The sequence below is a fragment of the Bradyrhizobium sp. CCBAU 11430 genome (assembly GCF_028128855.1).
Taxonomy (GTDB): Bacteria; Pseudomonadota; Alphaproteobacteria; order Rhizobiales; family Xanthobacteraceae; genus Bradyrhizobium; species Bradyrhizobium ottawaense.
In genome coordinates this window covers 32,584-49,949 of sequence record NZ_LBJV01000052.1, presented here as the reverse complement: position 1 = coordinate 49,949, position 17,366 = coordinate 32,584, and the positions used below count along the sequence as shown (strand labels likewise).

The window sequence follows — 17,366 nt, the reverse complement described above, 5'->3', positions numbered from 1 at the left end:
GGTGTCGATGAGTGAGCGGCAGAACCAGTACAATATCGGGCTCGACAGGACACCCGCCAACTACGTGCCGCTGAGTCCGCTCAGCTTCCTCGCGCGCAGCGCCGCCGTCTATCCCGATCATGTCAGCACGGTCTATGAGGGCCGCAGCTTCACCTGGGCGCAGACCTATGAGCGCTGCAGGCGCTTCGCGTCCTGGCTCGCGCGCAAGGGCATCGGCGTCGGCGATACCGTGGCGGCGATGCTGCCGAACATCCCGGCGATGAACGAGGCGCATTTCGCCGTGCCCATGACCGGCGCCGTGCTCAACGCGCTCAACATCCGCCTCGATGCGCCTTCGATCGCATTCCAGCTCGACCATGGCGGCGCGAAGATCATCCTGGTCGATCCCGAGTTCTCGGGCGTCATAAGTGACGCGCTGGCGCAGATGAGCGGGCCAAAGCCATTCGTCGTCGACGTCGACGACGCATCGTTCAAAGGCGGCAGTCGCATCGGCGAGATCGAATATGAAGCGGCAGTCGCGGAAGGTGATCCCGCGTTCACGGCGATTCCGCCAAAGGACGAGTGGGATGCGATCGCGCTGAGCTACACCTCTGGCACGACCGGAAATCCCAAGGGCGTCGTCACCCATCATCGCGGCGCCTATCTCAACGCCGTCAGCAACATCCTTGCCGGCAATCTCGGCCAGCATCCGGTCTATCTCTGGACGCTGCCGATGTTCCACTGCAACGGCTGGTGCTTCCCCTGGACTATCGCGGCGGCCGCCGGCATCAATGTCTGCCTGCGCAAGGTCGAGCCGACCAGGATCTTCGAGCTGATCAAGAGCCGCGGCGTCACCCACATGTGCGGCGCGCCGATCGTCTACAACACACTGATCAACGCACCCGATGCGCCCAAGGGCGGTGCGGCCCGCCGCGTCGTCGGCCTGATCGCCGGCGCCGCGCCGCCGGTCGCGGTGCTCGAAGGTGCAGAGAGCATCGGCATCAAGCTGACCCATGTCTACGGCCTGACCGAGGTCTACGGCCCCGCCTCCGTCTGCGCCGAGCAGCCCGGCTGGGACGAGCTTCCGCCGGCCGAGCGCGCGCGCATGAAGCGCCGGCAGGGCGTGCCCTACCCGCTCGAGGAAGGCGTCACCGTCATCGATCCGCAGACGATGCAAGAGGTGCCGCGCGACGGCGAAACCATCGGCGAGGTCATGTTCCGCGGCAACATCGTGATGAAGGGCTATCTCAAGAACGAGAAGGCGACCAGGGAAGCCTTCGAGGGCGGCTGGTTTCACACCGGCGATCTCGGCGTGCTCGACGAGCACGGCTACGTCATCATCAAGGACCGCTCCAAGGACATCATCATCTCCGGCGGCGAGAACATCTCCTCCGTCGAGGTCGAGGACATCCTCTACAAGCATCCGGCCGTGCTGTTTGCCGCCGTGGTGGCAAAGCCCGATCCGAAATGGGGCGAAGTGCCCTGCGCCTTCGTCGAGTTGAAGGACGGCGCCAGCGCGAGCGAAGCCGACATCATCGCGTTCTGCCGCAAACACATGTCGGGCTTCAAGACACCGAAGGCCGTCGTGTTCGGGCCGATCCCGAAAACGTCCACGGGCAAGATCCAGAAGTTCCTGCTGCGCAACGAAGTGGGATCAGTGAAGGCGATCTCGGCCTGAGCTGATTTCCCATTTCAAATGCGGATCGACGCCGGCGGCGCCGGGAAGTCTCGGCAGCGTTGAGGCTCCCGCTCCATTGCCGGCGAGGCCGTATCGCGCCAGGCCGGTGCGCTCAGTGCGTCTCGAGCCGCAGCCCGTCAAAAGCGGGCACGACGCCCGCGGGCAGCGATTGCCGGATCACTTCGTAATCGACGTCGGCCGTCATGTTGGTGATGACCGCGCGCTTCGGCTTGAACCGTTCGATCCAGGACAGCGCGTCGTTGATGCTGAAATGGCTGACATGGTTGGTGTAGCGCAGGCCGTCGACGATCCAGAGGTCCAGATTCTCCAGCGCGCCCCAGCTCTCGCGCGGGATGTCGTTGAGGTCGGGTGTGTAGGCCGCATCCCCGATGCGGTAGCCGAGCGCGGGAATGTTGCCGTGCTGCACCAGGAAGGCCGTCATCGTCACGGCGCCGCCCTTCCCCAGAACAGTCTGGCTTTCGCCAGCTTCGATCGAATGCCGCGTCAGGATCGGCGGATAGTCGCTGCCCTCCGGCGAGATGAAGCAATAGGAGAACCGCGACAGGATGTCCTTGGCCGTCGACTGGTTGAAATAGGTCGGGATACGACGGCGCATGTGCATCACGACCGAACGCAAATCGTCCATGCCGTGGGTCTGATCGGCGTGCTCATGCGTCAGGAACACCGCGTCGATGTGATCGACATTGGTCGAGAGCAATTGCTCGCGCAGATCCGGCGAGGTGTCGATCAGGATGCGCGTGGTGCCGTGCTCGGAGGTCCGTTCGACCAGCAGCGAGCAGCGGCGGCGGCGGTTCTTGGGATTGTTGGGATCGCAGGCACCCCAGCCGAGCGCCGGGCGCGGCACGCCGGCGGAGGAGCCGCAGCCCAGGATGGTCAGCGTCAGCGTCATGCGGCTCCCGGTTTCAAGCTTTCACCTTCGAGAACAGGCGGAAGAAGTTTTCGCTGGTCTGGCGCGAGATCTCGTCAAGCGACACGCCGCGCGTCGCGGCCAGCACTTTTGCGACCTCGACTACATGAGCGGGCTCGTTGCGTTTGCCCCGGAACTTGCCGGGCGCAAGATAGGGCGAGTCCGTTTCGACCAGAATGCGATCGGCCGGCAGTTCGGCCGCCAGCGCCCGCAAGGTCTCCGATTTCTTGAAGGTCAGGATGCCCGTGAAACCGATATAGAGCCCGAGTGACACCGCTTTCAGCGCCAGCTCGCGCCCGCCGGTGTAACAATGCAGCACGGCGCGAAACGCCCCCTTGGCCGCCTCCTCTTCCAGGATGCGCGCGCAGTCCGCGTCGGCCTCGCGGGTGTGGATCACCAGCGGCAGGCCGGTGGTGCGGGCGGCGGCGATGTGGGCGCGAAAGCCCCTCGCCTGCGCCTCTGGCGAGCCGTTGTCGTAGAAATAATCGAGCCCGGCCTCGCCGAGCGCGACGACTTTGGGATGCTCCGTCAACGCAACCAGCTCGTCCGGCGCGATACCGTCCTCCTCATCCGCGTTATGTGGATGAGTGCCGACCGAGCAGTAGACATCGTCATAGCGTTCAGTGATGGCCAGAAGCTGGTCGAGCTTCCGGACCCGGGTCGAGATCGTGACCATGCGGCCGATGCCGGCCGCGCGTGCCCGCGATACGATCCCGTCGAGATCTTCCGCAAAATCCGGAAAATCCAGATGGCAGTGGCTGTCGACCAGCATCGCGCAAACGTCCTAGGCTGCCGGCTCGATGTAGCGCGGGAACGCCGGCGTTGGCGCCGGCAGGGTCGAGCCGGGTGCGATGCGCTTGGAACCGCCGAGCATGACGAAGTTGCGCTCCCCGTCCGGGATGCCGAGGCTGTCGAGCAGCAATCCTGAAGCGGTCGGCATCGCTGGCTGCGCCAGGATCGCGATCTGGCGCACGACTTCGGCCGTGACGTAGAGCACCGTCTTCTGCCTGGCCGGGTCGGTCTTGGCGAGCGCCCACGGCGCCTCGCCCGCGAAATAGCGGTTGGCCTCCGCAACCACGGCCCAGACGGCGTTGAGCCAGTGATGGATCTGCTGCGTTGCCATGGCCTCGCGCGATGCGGCGACCATGCCGTCGGCCATCGCCAGGATTGCCCTGTCGTTGGCGCTGAATTCGCCGGGCTCGGGCAGCACGCCGCCGAGTTGCTTGGCGATCATCGACAGCGAACGCTGCGCGAGGTTGCCAAGATCGTTGGCGAGGTCGGCGTTGATGCGCGCCACGATGGCCTCGTGGTTGTAGTTGCCGTCCTGTCCGAACGGCACCTCGCGCAGGAAGAAATAGCGCACCTGGTCGACGCCGTATTGGTCGGCAAGATTGAAGGGATCGACGACGTTGCCGACCGACTTCGACATCTTCTCGCCCCTGCTGAACAGGAAGCCGTGGGCATAGACCCGCTTCGGCAGCGGGATGCCGGCCGAAAGCAGGAACGCCGGCCAATACACCGCGTGGAAACGGATGATGTCCTTGCCGATGATGTGCACATCGGCCGGCCAATAGCGCCAGTTTTTGTCGCTCTCATCGGGGAAGCCGACGCCGGTGATGTAGTTGGTCAGCGCGTCGACCCAGACATACATCACGTGCTCTTCGTCGCCAGGCACCTTGACGCCCCAATCGAAGGTGGTGCGCGAGATCGAGAGATCACGCAGGCCGCCTCTGACGAAGCTCACCACCTCGTTCTTGCGGGAATCCGGCCCGATGAAATCGGGATGTTCCGCATAGAGCTTCAAGAGCCTGTCCTGGTATGCCGACAGGCGGAAGAAATAGCTCTTCTCCTCGACCCATTCGACCGGCGTGCCCTGCGGGCCGAGCCGGACGCCGTCATCGTTCAGGCGCGTCTCATCCTCAGCGTAATACGCCTCGTCCCGCACGGAATACCAGCCGGCATAGATGTCGGCATAGATATCGCCGCTCGCTTCCATGCGCCGCCAGATCTCCTGGCTGGAGCGATGATGCTGCTCCTCGGTGGTGCGGATGAAGCGGTCGAACGACACGTTCAGACGCTCGTCCATCTCCTTGAAGCGACCGGCATTGCGGGCAGCGAGCGCGGATACGGCCATGTTCTCGCCGGCCGCCGTCTGCACCATCTTCTGGCCGTGCTCGTCGGTACCGGTCAGGAAGAACACGTCCTTGCCGTCGAGCCGCGCAAAACGCGCGAGCACGTCGGTCGCGATCGCCTCATAGGCGTGGCCAATATGCGGACTGCCGTTGGGATAGGCGATGGCGGTCGTGATGTAGAAGACGTTGTCGCGTGCGGGGGCGGCAACGGGCGCGGCAGCCTTTGGTGCGGCTGCGGGCGCTGCGGCTTGCGGAGCTGCAGCGGGCTTCGGCGCGCGCGGGGCCTTCGGCTTGGCAGCCTTCGGCGGCGTGGCGGCGGGGGCCGGCGCTGCGATCACAGGCGCGACCAGCCTCGCCTTCTTGGCCACCGTCTTCGCAGGTAACTTGGCGGGGGTCTTGGCTGATTTGTTGGCTGGCTTCTTGGCGGCCTTCTTCACAGCCTTCTTGGCGACAGCCGGCTTCTTCGCAGCCTTCTTGACCGCCTTCTTTGCCGTCTTCACGGCGCTCTTCTTCGCGCCCTTCTTGGCCGTGGCCTTCTTGGTCTTCTTGACTTTCTTGGCCGCCTTGGCGTTGGCCTTGGACGCGCGCGCCTTCACGGCCTTCTTTGCGGCTTTCTTCGCAGCCTTGTTGCGGCCCTTGCCTTTAGCAGTTTTCTTAGCTCGCGTTGCCACGACGAATTCCTTTACCGGCTTCTCGAAATCTGGAGACGAACCTGGGTTCGATTATTGATTTGCGCATGATCTTTCGGAAAACCGCTGCGCACTGTTCCGGATCATGCTTTAGCGCGTTGCGTCCGCCAGCCAGCCGAACACCGAGAAAACCAAGGGCTTTCGTTCCAGATTGTAGGTTTCGGTGTCGCGCGCGGCGCGGACGATCTTTTCCCATACCTCGGCTAGGCGCGCAAGGCGCGGCAGGTTCTGGTTGGCATTGGCCTCGTCCGCATGCAGGCGTTCCGCGATCCAGCGATCGATGCCGTCGATGAAGGCCGCGAGCGCGACGCGGTCACTGGTGCCGAGCGAATCGCCGAGCGTGTGCAATTCGCGCGGATCGACCTGCGGCAGGCGCGCGAGCAGCGCCGCCGTGCGCTGCTGGAGCTTGAGCGCGTCGCCGCCGAGGAGAGTCAGAGCCCGTGCAACGCTGCCCTCTGAGGCCTCCGCCGCCTCGCGCAGCGCTGGATCGTTCGGATCGAGCTCGGCCGCCGACGCCGCCGCCCCGATCACATCATTCGTGGCGAGCGATCGCAGGCGAAGCTTGCGACAGCGCGACTGGATGGTGGCGAGCACGCGCGCGGGCGCGTGGCTCACCAAGAGGAACAGCGATTGCTGCGGCGGTTCCTCGAGGATTTTCAACAGCGCGTTGGCCGCGTTCGGATTGAGCTCGTCGACGGTATCGACGATGCAGACGCGCCAGCCTTCGGCCGCGGCAGTCGAGCCGAAGAAGCCGATCGTCTCGCGCGTCTCGTCCACGGTGATCACGGTGCGCATCACGCCGCGATCGTTGGCGGTACGCTCCAGCGTCAGCAGGCCGCCATGCGAGCCGGCCGCCACCTGCCGCGCCACGGCGTCATCGGGATCGATCGCGAGGTCTTCGGCGCGCTGCACGGAAGGCGCAAGCGGCTGGCCATGGGCTAGCACGAAGCGCGCCATGCGATAGGCCAGGGTCGCCTTGCCGATGCCCTGCGGCCCGCCGATCAGCCAGGCGTGAGGGATGCGGCCGCTGCGATAGGCCGTCAACAGCGCGGTCTCCGCCTCGCGATGACCGAACAGTTTCGATGTCTCGCGCGGATGCGGAATGCCGGTTTCGCGCTCGGTCTGACGCGGGCTCATACGGAAACCGCCGAGGCTGGCGTGGGAAGAAGACGATCGCGCAGCGCCGTCCAGACACGGCCCGCAACCGTGTCAGGGTCGGAATTGGCGTCGATCAGCACGCAGCGTGCGGGATCGTCCTCGGCAATCTTGCGATAGGCCTCGCGCAGGCCCTGGTGGAAGCTCAGCTTCTCGCCCTCGAACCGGTCCGGCGTGCCACCGCCCCGGCGCGCGGCGGCGCGTTGCAGGCCGATCTCGACCGGCAGGTCGAGGATGATGGTGAGGTCCGGCTTGAGATCGCCGATCGTGACCCGCTGCATCGCGTTGATCAGGCCCTCAGGCACTTGGCCGAGGCTACCCTGATAGGCCCGCGTCGAGTCGGCGAAGCGGTCGCACAGCACCCAGGTCCCCTGGTTGAGCGCAGGCAGGATCACGGTGCGGACATGGTCATCGCGCGCGGCGGCAAACAGCAGCGTCTCCGCCTCGGGGCCGAGCAGCCTGCCCATGCCCGACAGCACCAGATGACGCATGATCTCGGCGCCCGGCGAGCCGCCCGGCTCCCGGGTGACGCGGATGCGGAGCTTTGCCGCCTTGAGACGGTCGGCGAGCTTCTTGATCTGGGTCGACTTGCCGGTGCCCTCGCCGCCTTCAAAGGTGATGAAGCGTCCGCGTCCGGACGGCCGCTGTGGCGCGCTCTCACTCATGATCAGAGCTTCTCGGCGCCTGCGCGGAACATGCCGATCACGAGCTCGCTGGCGCCGTCGATCGCGCGTCGCACGGTCGAGCCGGTGCCGATCGCTTCGGCCGCATAGACCGGCGTCTCCACCGCGATGTTGCCGCTACGCCAGACCTTGACCACGCCGACCCGTTGGCCGGCCTCGACCGGCGCCCGCACCGGACCGCTATAGACGACGCGCGCAATCAGCTTGTCGCTGCCGTTCTTGTGCACCATCACCTTCACCGGAGTCTTGGCGACGAGCTTGACCGAACGGCTCTCGCCGCCGAACACCTTGGCGTAGCCGACCGGCTGCTCGGCCGCGATCAGCGTGCGGGTCTCGAAATTGCGGAAACCCCACTCCAGCATTTTCTTGGCTTCCGTGGCGCGATCCTCGGGATCTTCCAATCCGTTGACGACGACGATCAGCCGCGTGCCGTTCTGCACGGCCGAGCCGACCATACCGTAGCCGCCCTCCTTCGTATAACCGGTCTTCAGGCCGTCGGCGCCTTCCATCGAGTTGAGCAGCGGATTGCGGTTGGGCTGGCGGATCTTGTTCCAGGTGTACTCCTTCTCGCCGAACAGTTTGTAGAATTCGGGGAAGTCCAGGATAATGTGCCGGGCGAGGATTCCGAGCTCGCGCACCGTCATCTTGTTGGCGGGGTCGGGCAAGCCGTTGGAGTTGCCGAAGGTCGACTTGGTCATGCCGAGCTCACGCGCGCGCTTGGTCATGAAGTCGGCCGCGAAGATCTTCTCGTTGCCGGCCATGGCCTCGGCAAGCGCGATGCAGGCATCGTTGCCGCTCTGGATGATCGCGCCGTGCAGGAGATCGTCGACCGAGACCTTGCTGTTGATGGCGGCAAACATGGTCGAGCCGCCCGAGGGCGCGCCGCCCCGGCGCCAGGCATTCTCGCTGATCCGGTACTCGTCGGTGAGCTTGATGTCGCCCTTCTTGATGGCATTGAAGACGACTTCCGCCGTCATCAGCTTCATCATGCTGGAGGGCGCGCGCAGCTCGTCGGCGTTCTTCTCGAACAGCACGCTGCCTGAGGAGGCCTCGATCAGGATCGCAGTCGGGGCATCGCCGTCGAAGCCGGCATCGTCCGGCTTCTTGGCCCCCTGGATGCTCTGGTTGGCGGCCAGAAGTGCCCCGCTCCAGACGACGCCCACGACCACAGCCGTCGCGATCAGCCCGCGCACCAGCGCCCTCGCGGTGAAGCGGCTGCGACGAAGCGAAGAAGGACGAAATGCCATGGCCAAGCCCTGAGAGCGGCGTTCTAACAGCTGGAACCGGTGCGAACAACACGACGTTGGACGCCTGCCGCGAGATTGCACGATTCTCGCCGCGCCCCTATCGTGGCGCCTTATGTTTCTCGACCAAACCCCTGAAACAAGGCGGAAAAGCGATGTCTTCCACCCGCGTGATCAAGGCCAACGGCATCGATCTCTTCATCCGCGAAGCCGGCCAGGGTCCGCTGGTCGTTCTGTGCCATGGCTGGCCGGAGCTGTCCTATTCCTGGCGCCACCAGATCCCCGCGCTCGCCGCGGCCGGGTTTCACGTCGTCGCCCCCGACATGCGCGGCTACGGCCAAAGCGCCGCGCCGCCTGAGGTTGCCGCCTACTCGATCTTCGACACGGTCGGCGACGTGGTCGGCCTGGTGCAGGCGCTCGGCGAAACCAAGGCGATGGTGGTCGGCCACGATTGGGGCGCGCCGGTCGCCTGGCACGCGGCGCTGTTCCGCCCGGACATCTTCACGGCGGTCGCCGGCCTTAGCGTGCCGCCGCCGTTCCGCGGCCGCGGCAAGCCGCTCGACCTCTTGCGCCAGGGCGGCGTCACCAATTTCTACTGGCAGTACTTCCAGGCGCCCGGCGTCGCCGAGGCCGAGCTGGAACGCGACGTCGCCCGCACCATGCGCATCGTGCTCGGCGGACGCGGCCTTGCCGATCCCACCGCCGCCATGTTCGTGCAGGAGGGCAAGGGCTTTCTCAGCCACGCGACCGCCGAGGAGACGCTGCCCGCCTGGCTCGGCGAGGCTGATCTGGCCTATTTCACCGAGAGCTTCCGCAAGTCCGGCTTTCGCGGCGGGCTGAACTGGTACCGCAACATCGACCGCAATTGGGAGCTGACGGCACCCTGGCAGGACGCGCAGATCCATCAGCCCTCGTTGTTCATCGCCGGCTCCAGGGACGCCGTCATCACCGGCCTGATCGGCGCCAAGCGCGTCAACGAGCTCGAGCGCGTGCTGCCCAATCTGAAGCGAAAGCTGATCATCGAGGGCGCCGGCCATTGGGTGCAGCAGGAACGGCCCGACGAGGTGAACGCGGCGCTGGTGCAATTCCTGAACGAAAGCGCAGTCTAGTAGAGCCCGCGGCCGCTCAGGATGCTGCGGGCCTCGGCGGCCCCGTCGGCCGACGACGGCGCATTCTCGGCGGCGTAGCGGCCGTCCTCTTCATAGGACACGGCGCGGGCGTTGTGGACCGCCCGGCCCCGGCTGCGGCTCGAGGCCGACATTTCCGAGGTCGCGTTGAGCGAGGCCATGTCGGCGGAAGTGGTGCCGAGATTATAGGGCCGCCCCTCCGGCATCGGCACGTCGCCGCGAATGGCACCGCGGCTCGATCCCGGCAATTCCGGCACGAAGGGCTTGGCCGAGGCGACCCGGACCATCGAGGGCGACGGCGCCGGAACGCCGGTGCGCAGGGTCGCCAGAAGCTGGCGGTCGTCGGAGCCTTCGAGCGGCGCCCGGCCGACATATTCGACGCGGACCTTGGCGACGCCATTGCCTTTGAATTCAAGCAGTTCGGCCGCCTTGTTCGAGACGTCGATGAGGCGGTTGCCGTGATAGGGCCCGCGGTCATTGACGCGCACGATCAGCGACTTGCCGTTCGAGACATTGGTCACCCGCGCATAGGACGGCATCGGCAGGGTCGGATGCGCCGCGGTCAGCGAGGTCATGTCGAACACTTCGCCATTGGCGGTCAGGCGGCCGTGGAAGTCGTCGCCGTACCAGGACGCCATGCCCTCGGCGCGATAGTTGACGTCTTCCTCCGGCACGTAGGTCCGGCCCGCCACGACATAGGGCTTGCCGACGCGGTAGGTGCCGCCGCCCTTCGGGACCGGATCCCCCAACGCCACGACCCGGGGGCTCGAGGACACGCCGTATTTCGGATCGACGCGGCTGGCGAATTTGTTGGAGGAGGCGCAATTGGCAAGCGCAACGCAGGCCGCGACCGCCGCAGCACCACGCGCGGCCCGCAAAACCGAATCTGACCGACGGATCCCCATGCGCCCCAAATACCACTTTGCCGGAGGCGTACCCAACCCGCTTTGGCCACGGGGAGCGCTGTCCGGTCCTCTAATCCGAGGCGGCCCACCACCGCGTCGGAAGCGGTAACGATAACGCAACCCGAACACGGCGGAAATGGGGAGCCCACAGCGATCCCGCCGGGATGGTAAACGAGACGTTCGCATTTTTCCGTTGTTCTACGGAGCGATGGCACCGACTCTGTGCCACGGCTGGACATTCTGTTGCGCCAAATCCTCACTCCACCCCCATTGTCGCTGCCTTCACTGGAATTCTTTTGACTGTGCAAGGCCGCACGCGTTCTCTCGGATGCAAGGGCGGGATTTGGAATTTAACGATGATCGAGACGGTTTCGGCACTGATGGGTCTGGTAAGCGCGGGGATCTTCCTGGCCCATGCGTTTGAAGGTTACCGCACGAGGGCCTGAGGGCACTCGCGCGATCGGCAAGCATCACCTCTTTCAAGCGGCGCGTTCGGACAATTTTGATCGATCCGACCGAGCATCGAAAACGAGAGCGGCAGGTGTCACATGCGCAACCATGACCTGGTATCTGACGGCTTCCTGGCATTGACCGCCGGCGGCTTGGTCCTGCTCTGCTCGAGCCTCGTGGCACTGGCGTTCGCCTGAGCCCCGCTCCGCTTCGTTACCCTCCAGCACAGCTCCATCAGGCGCATCAGGCGCCGATGTCCCGCTCCCAATCCGTTGATTGAATTCCCGCGTTCGCTGCCTCGACTCATTTCCAGAGGCCATCACCAACGAGGGTGACGCGAATGCTTGCCGAGAAATTCTTCCTGGTCCTGGAATCCCTGATCCGCGGCGACCGCTCCTATCCCGACGGCAGCCCCCGGGTCATCAGCACCTCCCCGCACGTGCCGGTCAGGCTGCCGGCGCAGAAATAGCCGGCGTCAGGCGCCGCTCTCAGCGCAGGCCCAGCACGGAGCGACGATAGAAGCCGTCACGGGCCTCGTTCAGGCAGACGAAGCTGCCGTCGAACCCCTGGCCGTACCGCTTCTGACCCTTGCGGTAGTAGATGCCCTTCCTGAAGTCGAGCCAGACCACCTTGTCGTGCGGGCAATGACGCTGCGCCTGCGCCTCGTAGCGAAACGGCGTCAGCGGTGTCGCCGAGACCTCCGCGGTGCCCGCGCCGATCATGATCGCGCCGGCGAGCGCGATGCCGCCGGACCATCTGCGAAAGCCGCTCCTCGTCACTCCCCGCCTCCCGATCCACATCGTCGCGCGATGGCCGTTCGGCACGCTAGCACGAAATGGCCAGGTCCGCCGAAGGCGAGACACGCGGGGCGTCTTCCGCCGGCCATGTTGTCGGGCTAGATAAAAGCGATCGTTTCGATTGCGAGGATGCAGCCTGAATGTCGGTTGAGCCTTCACCCCAATCCGAACCTCGTGCCGAACCCCGTTCGCCCCCGCCGCGCCTGGGCCTGCTGCCGATGATCATCTTCGGCTCGCGCTGGCTGCAGCTGCCGCTCTATCTGGGACTGATCGTGGCGCAGTGCGTCTATATCGCGCTGTTCCTGAAAGAGCTCTGGCACCTCTCCTGGCACGCCCTCGATCTCACCGAGCAGCAGATCATGATGAGCGTGCTGGCGCTGATCGACGTCGTGATGATCTCCAATCTGCTGGTGATGGTGATCGTCGGCGGCTACGAGACGTTCGTCTCGCGGCTCGACCTGCAGGGCCATCCCGACGAGCCGGAATGGCTCGGCCACGTCAATGCAAGCGTCCTCAAGATCAAGCTCGCCATGGCCATCATCGGCATCTCCTCGATCGCGCTGCTGCGCACCTTCATCGAGGCCGGCAATCTCGGCTCGAACCGCGCCGGCTTCACCGAGACCGGCGTGATGTGGCAGGTGCTGATTCACCTCACCTTCGTCGTTTCGGCGATCGGCATTGCCTATGTCGACAAGCTCGGTGACTCCGGCACGCGCAAGCAGGCCGAGTGAGGCTACCAACGTCGGCCTTATTGCTTGTCCACTTCGAGCTGCGCCAGCGCCTGGTGCAGGCACTCCTGAAGCTTCAGCGCGACCTGCTCACGCGCGATGCCCTTGGCGGCGAGATCGCCTGACACCTTGTCCACGACATCGGCGATCGCCCGGCTCTCCAGATGGTCCGTCACCAGCGTGGTTGCGTAGCTTGCCGCGGCATCGCCGCTGAGCCCGAGCTGGCCTGCAGCCCAGAGCCCGAGCAGCTTGTTGGACCGGGCGGTGGCCTTGAACATGAACTCCTCGTCGTGGACGAATTTGGCCTCAAAGCCCTGCTCGCGCTTGTCGAACGTGGTCATGGTCAGCTCCATTTGCACTTGCGCTGATGGGTGTCGGACTGGCTGGGGGCGAACGTCTCCGTGCTTCACGTCAGTTCGGATCAGTTGAAGCTTCCGGCGGAAGCCAAACGCCGTCAAGCCTGCCGATGCGCCCCCGCGCCGGGCGCGTGCATGGCCCGCACAAGCCCGGCGCCAGCCGACTTGGCTAGGCAGAGACCGTTTACCGATCGTTAAGCAGACTCAGCGCCGCATGGCTTGGGGCATACCGAGAGCTGACGCATGAACAAAGAGCTGCGGGAGTTTCGACGGCTTGAACGGGTCTGCCTGGAGCAGGCCGCCCTCTCCACCATGGACCTCGCGCGAAGCGGGCTGCTCAAAGTCGCCGACGATTGCCGCATCGCAGCCGAAGCCATCGAAGCGCAATCGCCCCGTGGCGCGTTCACAGGTGCCGTCCAGGCGCTGAGGCTGGCCTGGAGCGCGACGAGGACGCCGAACCGGCACTAGCCGGCGGCATCGCACGGACAGATCGCGTCAGAATATTGCCCGAGGGACCCGCGCAGGATCAGGCCTTCGCCGCCGCCGCCTCGCGCGCCAGCCGTTCGGCCCTCAGCCGCTCCTTGTTGGCGTAAAACGCCTTCTGCGCCTCTTCATGGTCGCGCATGGCCTTTTCGGCCTCGATCCGGCGTGCCGCATCGCGCGCCTGGCGCTGCTCGGGGGTCAGGGGTTTGCGTCGGAAGGAAAGGTCTTCAGTCATGCGGAGACAACGCAGACGCGGCGAAAGGGTTCCATAAGGTGGACCCCGCGGACCCGCAAATTGGAACTCGAGCTGTTCGCCGTGCCCGAAGGCCGCTCCAGCAAATATCGAAAAACAACCCCATGCACAGTAGCTATGCTATTGGACAATAAAGATTTTCTTGGGTTCTCGAAGGCCCCTGGATCTCAACATCGGCAATGACGGGCAGATGGTCCGAGAAGGCTCTCGCCTCCACGTCGGTCCAGACCTTCTCGATCCGGCTATCAGACGTCGCATAAATCCGGTCAAGCCGCATAAGGGGTAGGCGCGATGGGAAGGTGCGCAGCCGCGTACGGTTGGGGCAGGCCTGCGCGAGCACCCGCCGCACCGACTTGACCCAAAACCAATCGTTGAAATCGCCGAGGACGACGGTCCTTCCGGGTTTCACCAGGCTCACCAGGGTTTGTGCCTGGGCATACCGCTCGTGGATGCTCAGGCCGAGATGCGTGGCAACCACGCGCACGTTACCGACCGGCGTCAGGAGGCCAGTGGCAATGGCCCTGCGCGGCTCGCGCTCCCGATACGACACGTCGACGATTTCGGGCACCCCGGAGAACGGAAAGCGGCTCAGCAGCATCTGACCGTAGTCGCCATCCGCAGTGACAATCGACTTGGCGTGAACGCGGTGATCGCCGACGACACTCGCCAGCTTCGCAAACGGATCGTCGGACCTCGATCGCGAATCCACCTCCTGAAGCGCGACGACATCAGGGGCCCATTTGCGAAGGATGGAGCAGACCCCCTCCAGATCGAACTTCGGATTGAGATTGAACGTGCCGTGCACATTCCACGTCATGAAACGCACCGGCGCCATCAGCGCCTCCCGGCGAGCCAGGTCGCGAGGAATTGCGCGCCCGCGCAGACGCCGAGCCAGCCCAGGAACGCCAGCACCAACAGCAACATGCTGCTCCAGGATGCGTTGCGGGCCAAATCCGCGATCTGAGCCCCCAGCACGGCCATGGCAAGAATACCAGGCGTCATGCCAAGCAGGGTTCCGAGCAGGAAGTCGCGTAAAGGCAGCGTGCTCGCGCCAGCCACGACATTCACGACCGAGAACGGTGCGATGGGAATCATCCGGATGACGACGACAGCCAGGACGCCCTTGCCGACAACGCGGTCCTGGATCCGCGCGGCACGTCGTCCGAGCAACTGCTGAAGCCGCTGCCGTCCGAGGGCGCGCCCGATCACGAAAAGGATGAAGGCGCTGAGCAAGACACCGGCGATCGCCGTGGCGAAACCCAGCCATGGCCCAAGCGCGGCAGCCGTTGCTGCAATGAGCACGAGCACCGGAAACACCACCAGCCCGCCGACGACAAAAACCGCGATTGCGAGTGGCGGCCCCCAGACGGACTGGGAATAGGTCGACAGCAAATTCGAGATGCGGCCCGTGTCGGCGAAATCGCCCAAGGAGGTGTACGACCAGGCTATTGCCAAGCCAAGAAGCGCCACGGCGATCGATAAGATCCCGATGACGGTCTTCGTGCTCCACATGCGCGATGCCGCCCGCTCGAGATGAAGGGGCCGCTCAGGGTCCGCCACCGGCTGAACCATCGTGGCAAGGGTGCTGGTCAGGACTGAGGCTTCCACTGCCCGCAGCGTCTTCGGGCCATCGGCTTTCGACACCTCGTCCATAAGAGCAAGAAGACGATCGTCGTTTTGCCTGACGCTCTGTTCGTCGAGGCCACAAAAATGGGCTATCAGGCGATGCCGAACTGAAGCGACGGACTCCCGATGTTCGTCGGATACGGCTTCAAAGATCAGATCACATTCGCTGTCGGCGCCCATCGACCGGTTGTTCAAATTGGCCGAGCCGATCCTCAAGATCCTGTCATCGACGATCATGAGCTTGCTGTGCACCATCACGGCCGCTTCCGTGTCTCCCTCTCGTGAGACCGGGTAGACGAAGCGGATACGATTTGCCACGCCGGCCTCGCTGAAGCAGTCGATGAACGCACCACGGCCATTCTGCATGGCCTGGGATTCCAGCCACGAGGAATGCAGTTTTGGAGCGACGACCAGAACCCGGAGCGACGGCACGCGCTGCATCTGCTCCGCCAACTCACGCGCGATCTTGATGGCGCTGGTGAACTGGTTCTCGATGTAGATAAAGCTCGTCGCGGACCGGATCGCTGCAATCAAGGAGCGTTCGACCTCCCTGATGGTCGAACCTGCAGGACAGACCACCTCGGTCCGGGCGATCCCAACCGGCATGAGCTCAGCCTCGACCGGAACATCCGCCGGCCAGCGCATCCCCTTTTGCGCACGCCGATCCTGTATTTGTTGGCCTGCCGCACGCCAGCGCTCCTCGGCCAGCTCGAACAGCGAGGCGGCAGCATTCCCGTCTACCACGCATTGAACATCATGAAACGGCGGGTATGGCTTGCCCTGGGGGTCGCAGCGCAGTTCGTGATCGGCGCAATGGTCGCTCGTGTCCCAGCGCCTGATCGTCAGATCGAGCCCGCCGACGAACGCCAGTGAACCATCGATACAGACGATCTTCTGGTGCTGGGCCGAACCGAACGGAAGCGTGGAGTCCAGATGAAATCGGACTCGGCCGTCCGTGTCGGCGGTGAATTTGGCCGCGGAATTCCATTCCCGTTCGGAGGCGTAGAACGAGACGAAGTCCCAGACGAGAATGTTGATCCGCAGGTCCGGCCGGCGGTGCACGAGGGCACGCAGAAATGGGCCGAGCAGTTCCGGCAAGCCGTCGTCCGCCCGCCCCGACGCTCCGACCAGTCTGGTCTCGCTGTGGATGTCCCACCCGATGATGTAGACGATATCTTCCGCCGCGAGCAGCGCCTCGCGCAGGGCCGCGAAATAAGCGGCAGCATCGTTCAGAACCGCCACGTGCCGCGCCTTGCACCGCCGCCAGACGGTGTCGCCGGGGATCAGGGTGGATGAGCTCTGGAGCAGGTGGACCTCGCAATCGCATTCGCGTCTAAACGCGCTGAACGCTCAAGGGGTTCCACAAATCCAGGAGGTCGAGGTTGTCAGGCGCGCTGGGTCTGCGCTGTGCGAAGCCGCCGTCGTAATTTCGTGAGATCACGATCATTGAGACAGGTCAATACGAGCAAGCCGAAGCTCTGGGAACCTGCCGTCGGCAAGCAGATGGAGACGGCCATGTCACAGCAGAGCAGCATGCACTTCTACCTCAATTGGGCTAAGGAGCGGATCGACGAGATGGACGCCGCATTGGCCTCGTTCGAGGTCAAGGCCGGTCAGGCCAAGGCAGAGTCCAAGGTGAAGACGGATCAACTTCTGTCCGATCTGACGACGCGCCGTGACGCGTTTCAGGCGATGCTAAAGACCCAGGCGGAAGCAGGTGAAGCCGCCTGGACGGACGCCAAGGCTGACCTGGAGAAGCAGTGGGCTGGATTCGAGGCCCAGGTGAAAACCTACTTCGAAGGCGCCGGAAAACAGTTCGAGCAGCAGCAGGCCACCTTCAAGGACGTTGCAGCGGCTCAGGCAAAGGCGTGGCGCGAAGCGGCGGACAAATTCCGCGAAGCCGCGGCTAAAGTGGCTGCAGCCCGCACCGTCGATGTCGATGCCGCGCTCAAGCAGATGAAATCCGATGCGTCCGAAGCAGAAGCGCGTCTGCAGAAGCTGAAGCAGGCCGGCAGCGAATCTTGGTCGGTCCTGAGCGCCGCGCTCGCCGAATCCCGCAAGGCGTTCGACCAGGCGAACCAGGCCGCCTGGAACGCGCTGAAGGGCGGCGATCCGAAGAGCTGAGGCTTTCTCTCCAGTCGAGCTGCCCGTCA

At 64.7% G+C, this 17,366-nt stretch carries 18 protein-coding genes; 6 read left to right on the top strand and 12 right to left on the bottom strand.

Features of this window, described 5'->3' with window-relative positions; all coding sequences use genetic code 11:
* Positions 1-7: 7 nt before the first annotated feature.
* On the top strand, positions 8-1,657 hold the full coding sequence (locus tag XI04_RS14775; RefSeq protein WP_038946784.1) for an acyl-CoA synthetase: 1,650 nt from the start codon (positions 8-10) through the stop codon (positions 1,655-1,657).
* Positions 1,658-1,769: 112 nt separating this feature from the next.
* Here the strand turns inward: XI04_RS14775 and XI04_RS14770 are convergent, their stop codons facing one another.
* The 6 genes from XI04_RS14770 to XI04_RS14745 all read right to left on the bottom strand — a co-directional run bounded on the left by XI04_RS14770 (position 1,770) and on the right by XI04_RS14745 (position 8,491).
* Positions 1,770-2,567, bottom strand: coding sequence for an MBL fold metallo-hydrolase (locus tag XI04_RS14770; protein ID WP_028144641.1), 798 nt, complete (start codon positions 2,565-2,567; stop codon positions 1,770-1,772).
* Positions 2,568-2,580: 13 nt separating this feature from the next.
* Positions 2,581-3,357: a TatD family hydrolase gene (locus XI04_RS14765; RefSeq protein WP_038946785.1), complete on the bottom strand. Its 777-nt coding sequence runs from the start codon at positions 3,355-3,357 to the stop codon at positions 2,581-2,583.
* Between the two features lie 12 nt (positions 3,358-3,369).
* A complete protein-coding gene (gene metG / locus XI04_RS14760) occupies positions 3,370-5,388 on the bottom strand; it encodes a methionine--tRNA ligase (protein WP_271623718.1) in 2,019 nt (672 codons plus the stop codon).
* 108 nt (positions 5,389-5,496) lie between these two features.
* Positions 5,497-6,543, bottom strand: a complete 1,047-nt coding sequence (locus XI04_RS14755) for a DNA polymerase III subunit delta' (RefSeq protein ID WP_028144638.1) — start codon at positions 6,541-6,543, stop codon at positions 5,497-5,499.
* Entirely contained in the window at positions 6,540-7,226 is a 687-nt protein-coding gene (tmk, locus tag XI04_RS14750; protein ID WP_038946786.1) for a dTMP kinase, read from the bottom strand. Before tmk ends, XI04_RS14755 begins: the two co-directional genes overlap by 4 nt.
* 2 nt (positions 7,227-7,228) lie before the next feature.
* Positions 7,229-8,491 carry a D-alanyl-D-alanine carboxypeptidase family protein gene (locus tag XI04_RS14745; RefSeq protein WP_212475420.1) on the bottom strand — a complete coding sequence of 421 codons (1,263 nt, stop codon included), beginning with the start codon at positions 8,489-8,491 and terminating at the stop codon, positions 7,229-7,231.
* A gap of 152 nt (positions 8,492-8,643) precedes the next feature.
* Between XI04_RS14745 and XI04_RS14740 the strand changes: the two genes are divergently transcribed.
* Complete coding sequence (locus tag XI04_RS14740) at positions 8,644-9,597, top strand: alpha/beta fold hydrolase (protein ID WP_038970320.1); 954 nt, start codon at positions 8,644-8,646, stop codon at positions 9,595-9,597.
* Here the strand turns inward: XI04_RS14740 and XI04_RS14735 are convergent.
* Positions 9,594-10,520, bottom strand: coding sequence for a septal ring lytic transglycosylase RlpA family protein (locus XI04_RS14735; RefSeq protein WP_095424152.1), 927 nt, complete (start codon positions 10,518-10,520; stop codon positions 9,594-9,596). The genes XI04_RS14740 and XI04_RS14735 overlap by 4 nt on opposite strands.
* A gap of 790 nt (positions 10,521-11,310) precedes the next feature.
* Between XI04_RS14735 and XI04_RS14730 the strand changes: the two genes are divergently transcribed.
* Positions 11,311-11,439, top strand: coding sequence for a hypothetical protein (locus tag XI04_RS14730; protein WP_256379428.1), 129 nt, complete (start codon positions 11,311-11,313; stop codon positions 11,437-11,439).
* Between the two features lie 19 nt (positions 11,440-11,458).
* Here XI04_RS14730 and XI04_RS14725 read toward each other — a convergent pair whose 3' ends face one another.
* The gene (locus XI04_RS14725) at positions 11,459-11,749 is read right to left on the bottom strand and encodes a hypothetical protein (protein WP_028144633.1); all 291 of its coding nucleotides are present in this window, start codon (positions 11,747-11,749) and stop codon (positions 11,459-11,461) included.
* Positions 11,750-11,907: 158 nt separating this feature from the next.
* Here XI04_RS14725 and XI04_RS14720 point away from each other — a divergent pair, with 158 nt between their 5' ends.
* Positions 11,908-12,498: a TIGR00645 family protein gene (locus tag XI04_RS14720; protein ID WP_028144632.1), complete on the top strand. Its 591-nt coding sequence runs from the start codon at positions 11,908-11,910 to the stop codon at positions 12,496-12,498.
* Between the two features lie 17 nt (positions 12,499-12,515).
* Here XI04_RS14720 and XI04_RS14715 read toward each other — a convergent pair whose 3' ends face one another.
* The gene (locus XI04_RS14715) at positions 12,516-12,836 is read right to left on the bottom strand and encodes a DUF1476 domain-containing protein (RefSeq protein WP_038970337.1); all 321 of its coding nucleotides are present in this window, start codon (positions 12,834-12,836) and stop codon (positions 12,516-12,518) included.
* Positions 12,837-13,094: 258 nt separating this feature from the next.
* Between XI04_RS14715 and XI04_RS14710 the strand changes: the two genes are divergently transcribed.
* Positions 13,095-13,319 carry a hypothetical protein gene (locus tag XI04_RS14710; RefSeq protein WP_028144631.1) on the top strand — a complete coding sequence of 75 codons (225 nt, stop codon included), beginning with the start codon at positions 13,095-13,097 and terminating at the stop codon, positions 13,317-13,319.
* 58 nt (positions 13,320-13,377) lie between these two features.
* Here the strand turns inward: XI04_RS14710 and XI04_RS14705 are convergent, their stop codons facing one another.
* From XI04_RS14705 to XI04_RS14695, 3 genes are all read right to left on the bottom strand, one after another.
* Positions 13,378-13,569: a hypothetical protein gene (locus XI04_RS14705; RefSeq protein WP_028144630.1), complete on the bottom strand. Its 192-nt coding sequence runs from the start codon at positions 13,567-13,569 to the stop codon at positions 13,378-13,380.
* A 133-nt stretch (positions 13,570-13,702) separates the two neighbouring features.
* Positions 13,703-14,422: an endonuclease/exonuclease/phosphatase family protein gene (locus tag XI04_RS14700; RefSeq protein WP_212429225.1), complete on the bottom strand. Its 720-nt coding sequence runs from the start codon at positions 14,420-14,422 to the stop codon at positions 13,703-13,705.
* Positions 14,422-16,455 carry a VTT domain-containing protein gene (locus tag XI04_RS14695; protein ID WP_212475422.1) on the bottom strand — a complete coding sequence of 678 codons (2,034 nt, stop codon included), beginning with the start codon at positions 16,453-16,455 and terminating at the stop codon, positions 14,422-14,424. Before XI04_RS14695 ends, XI04_RS14700 begins: the two co-directional genes overlap by 1 nt.
* Positions 16,456-16,728: 273 nt before the next feature.
* On the opposite strand from XI04_RS14695, the gene XI04_RS14690 reads away from it, so the two are divergent.
* Positions 16,729-17,337, top strand: coding sequence for a hypothetical protein (locus XI04_RS14690; RefSeq protein WP_038970338.1), 609 nt, complete (start codon positions 16,729-16,731; stop codon positions 17,335-17,337).
* Positions 17,338-17,366: the final 29 nt, after the last annotated feature.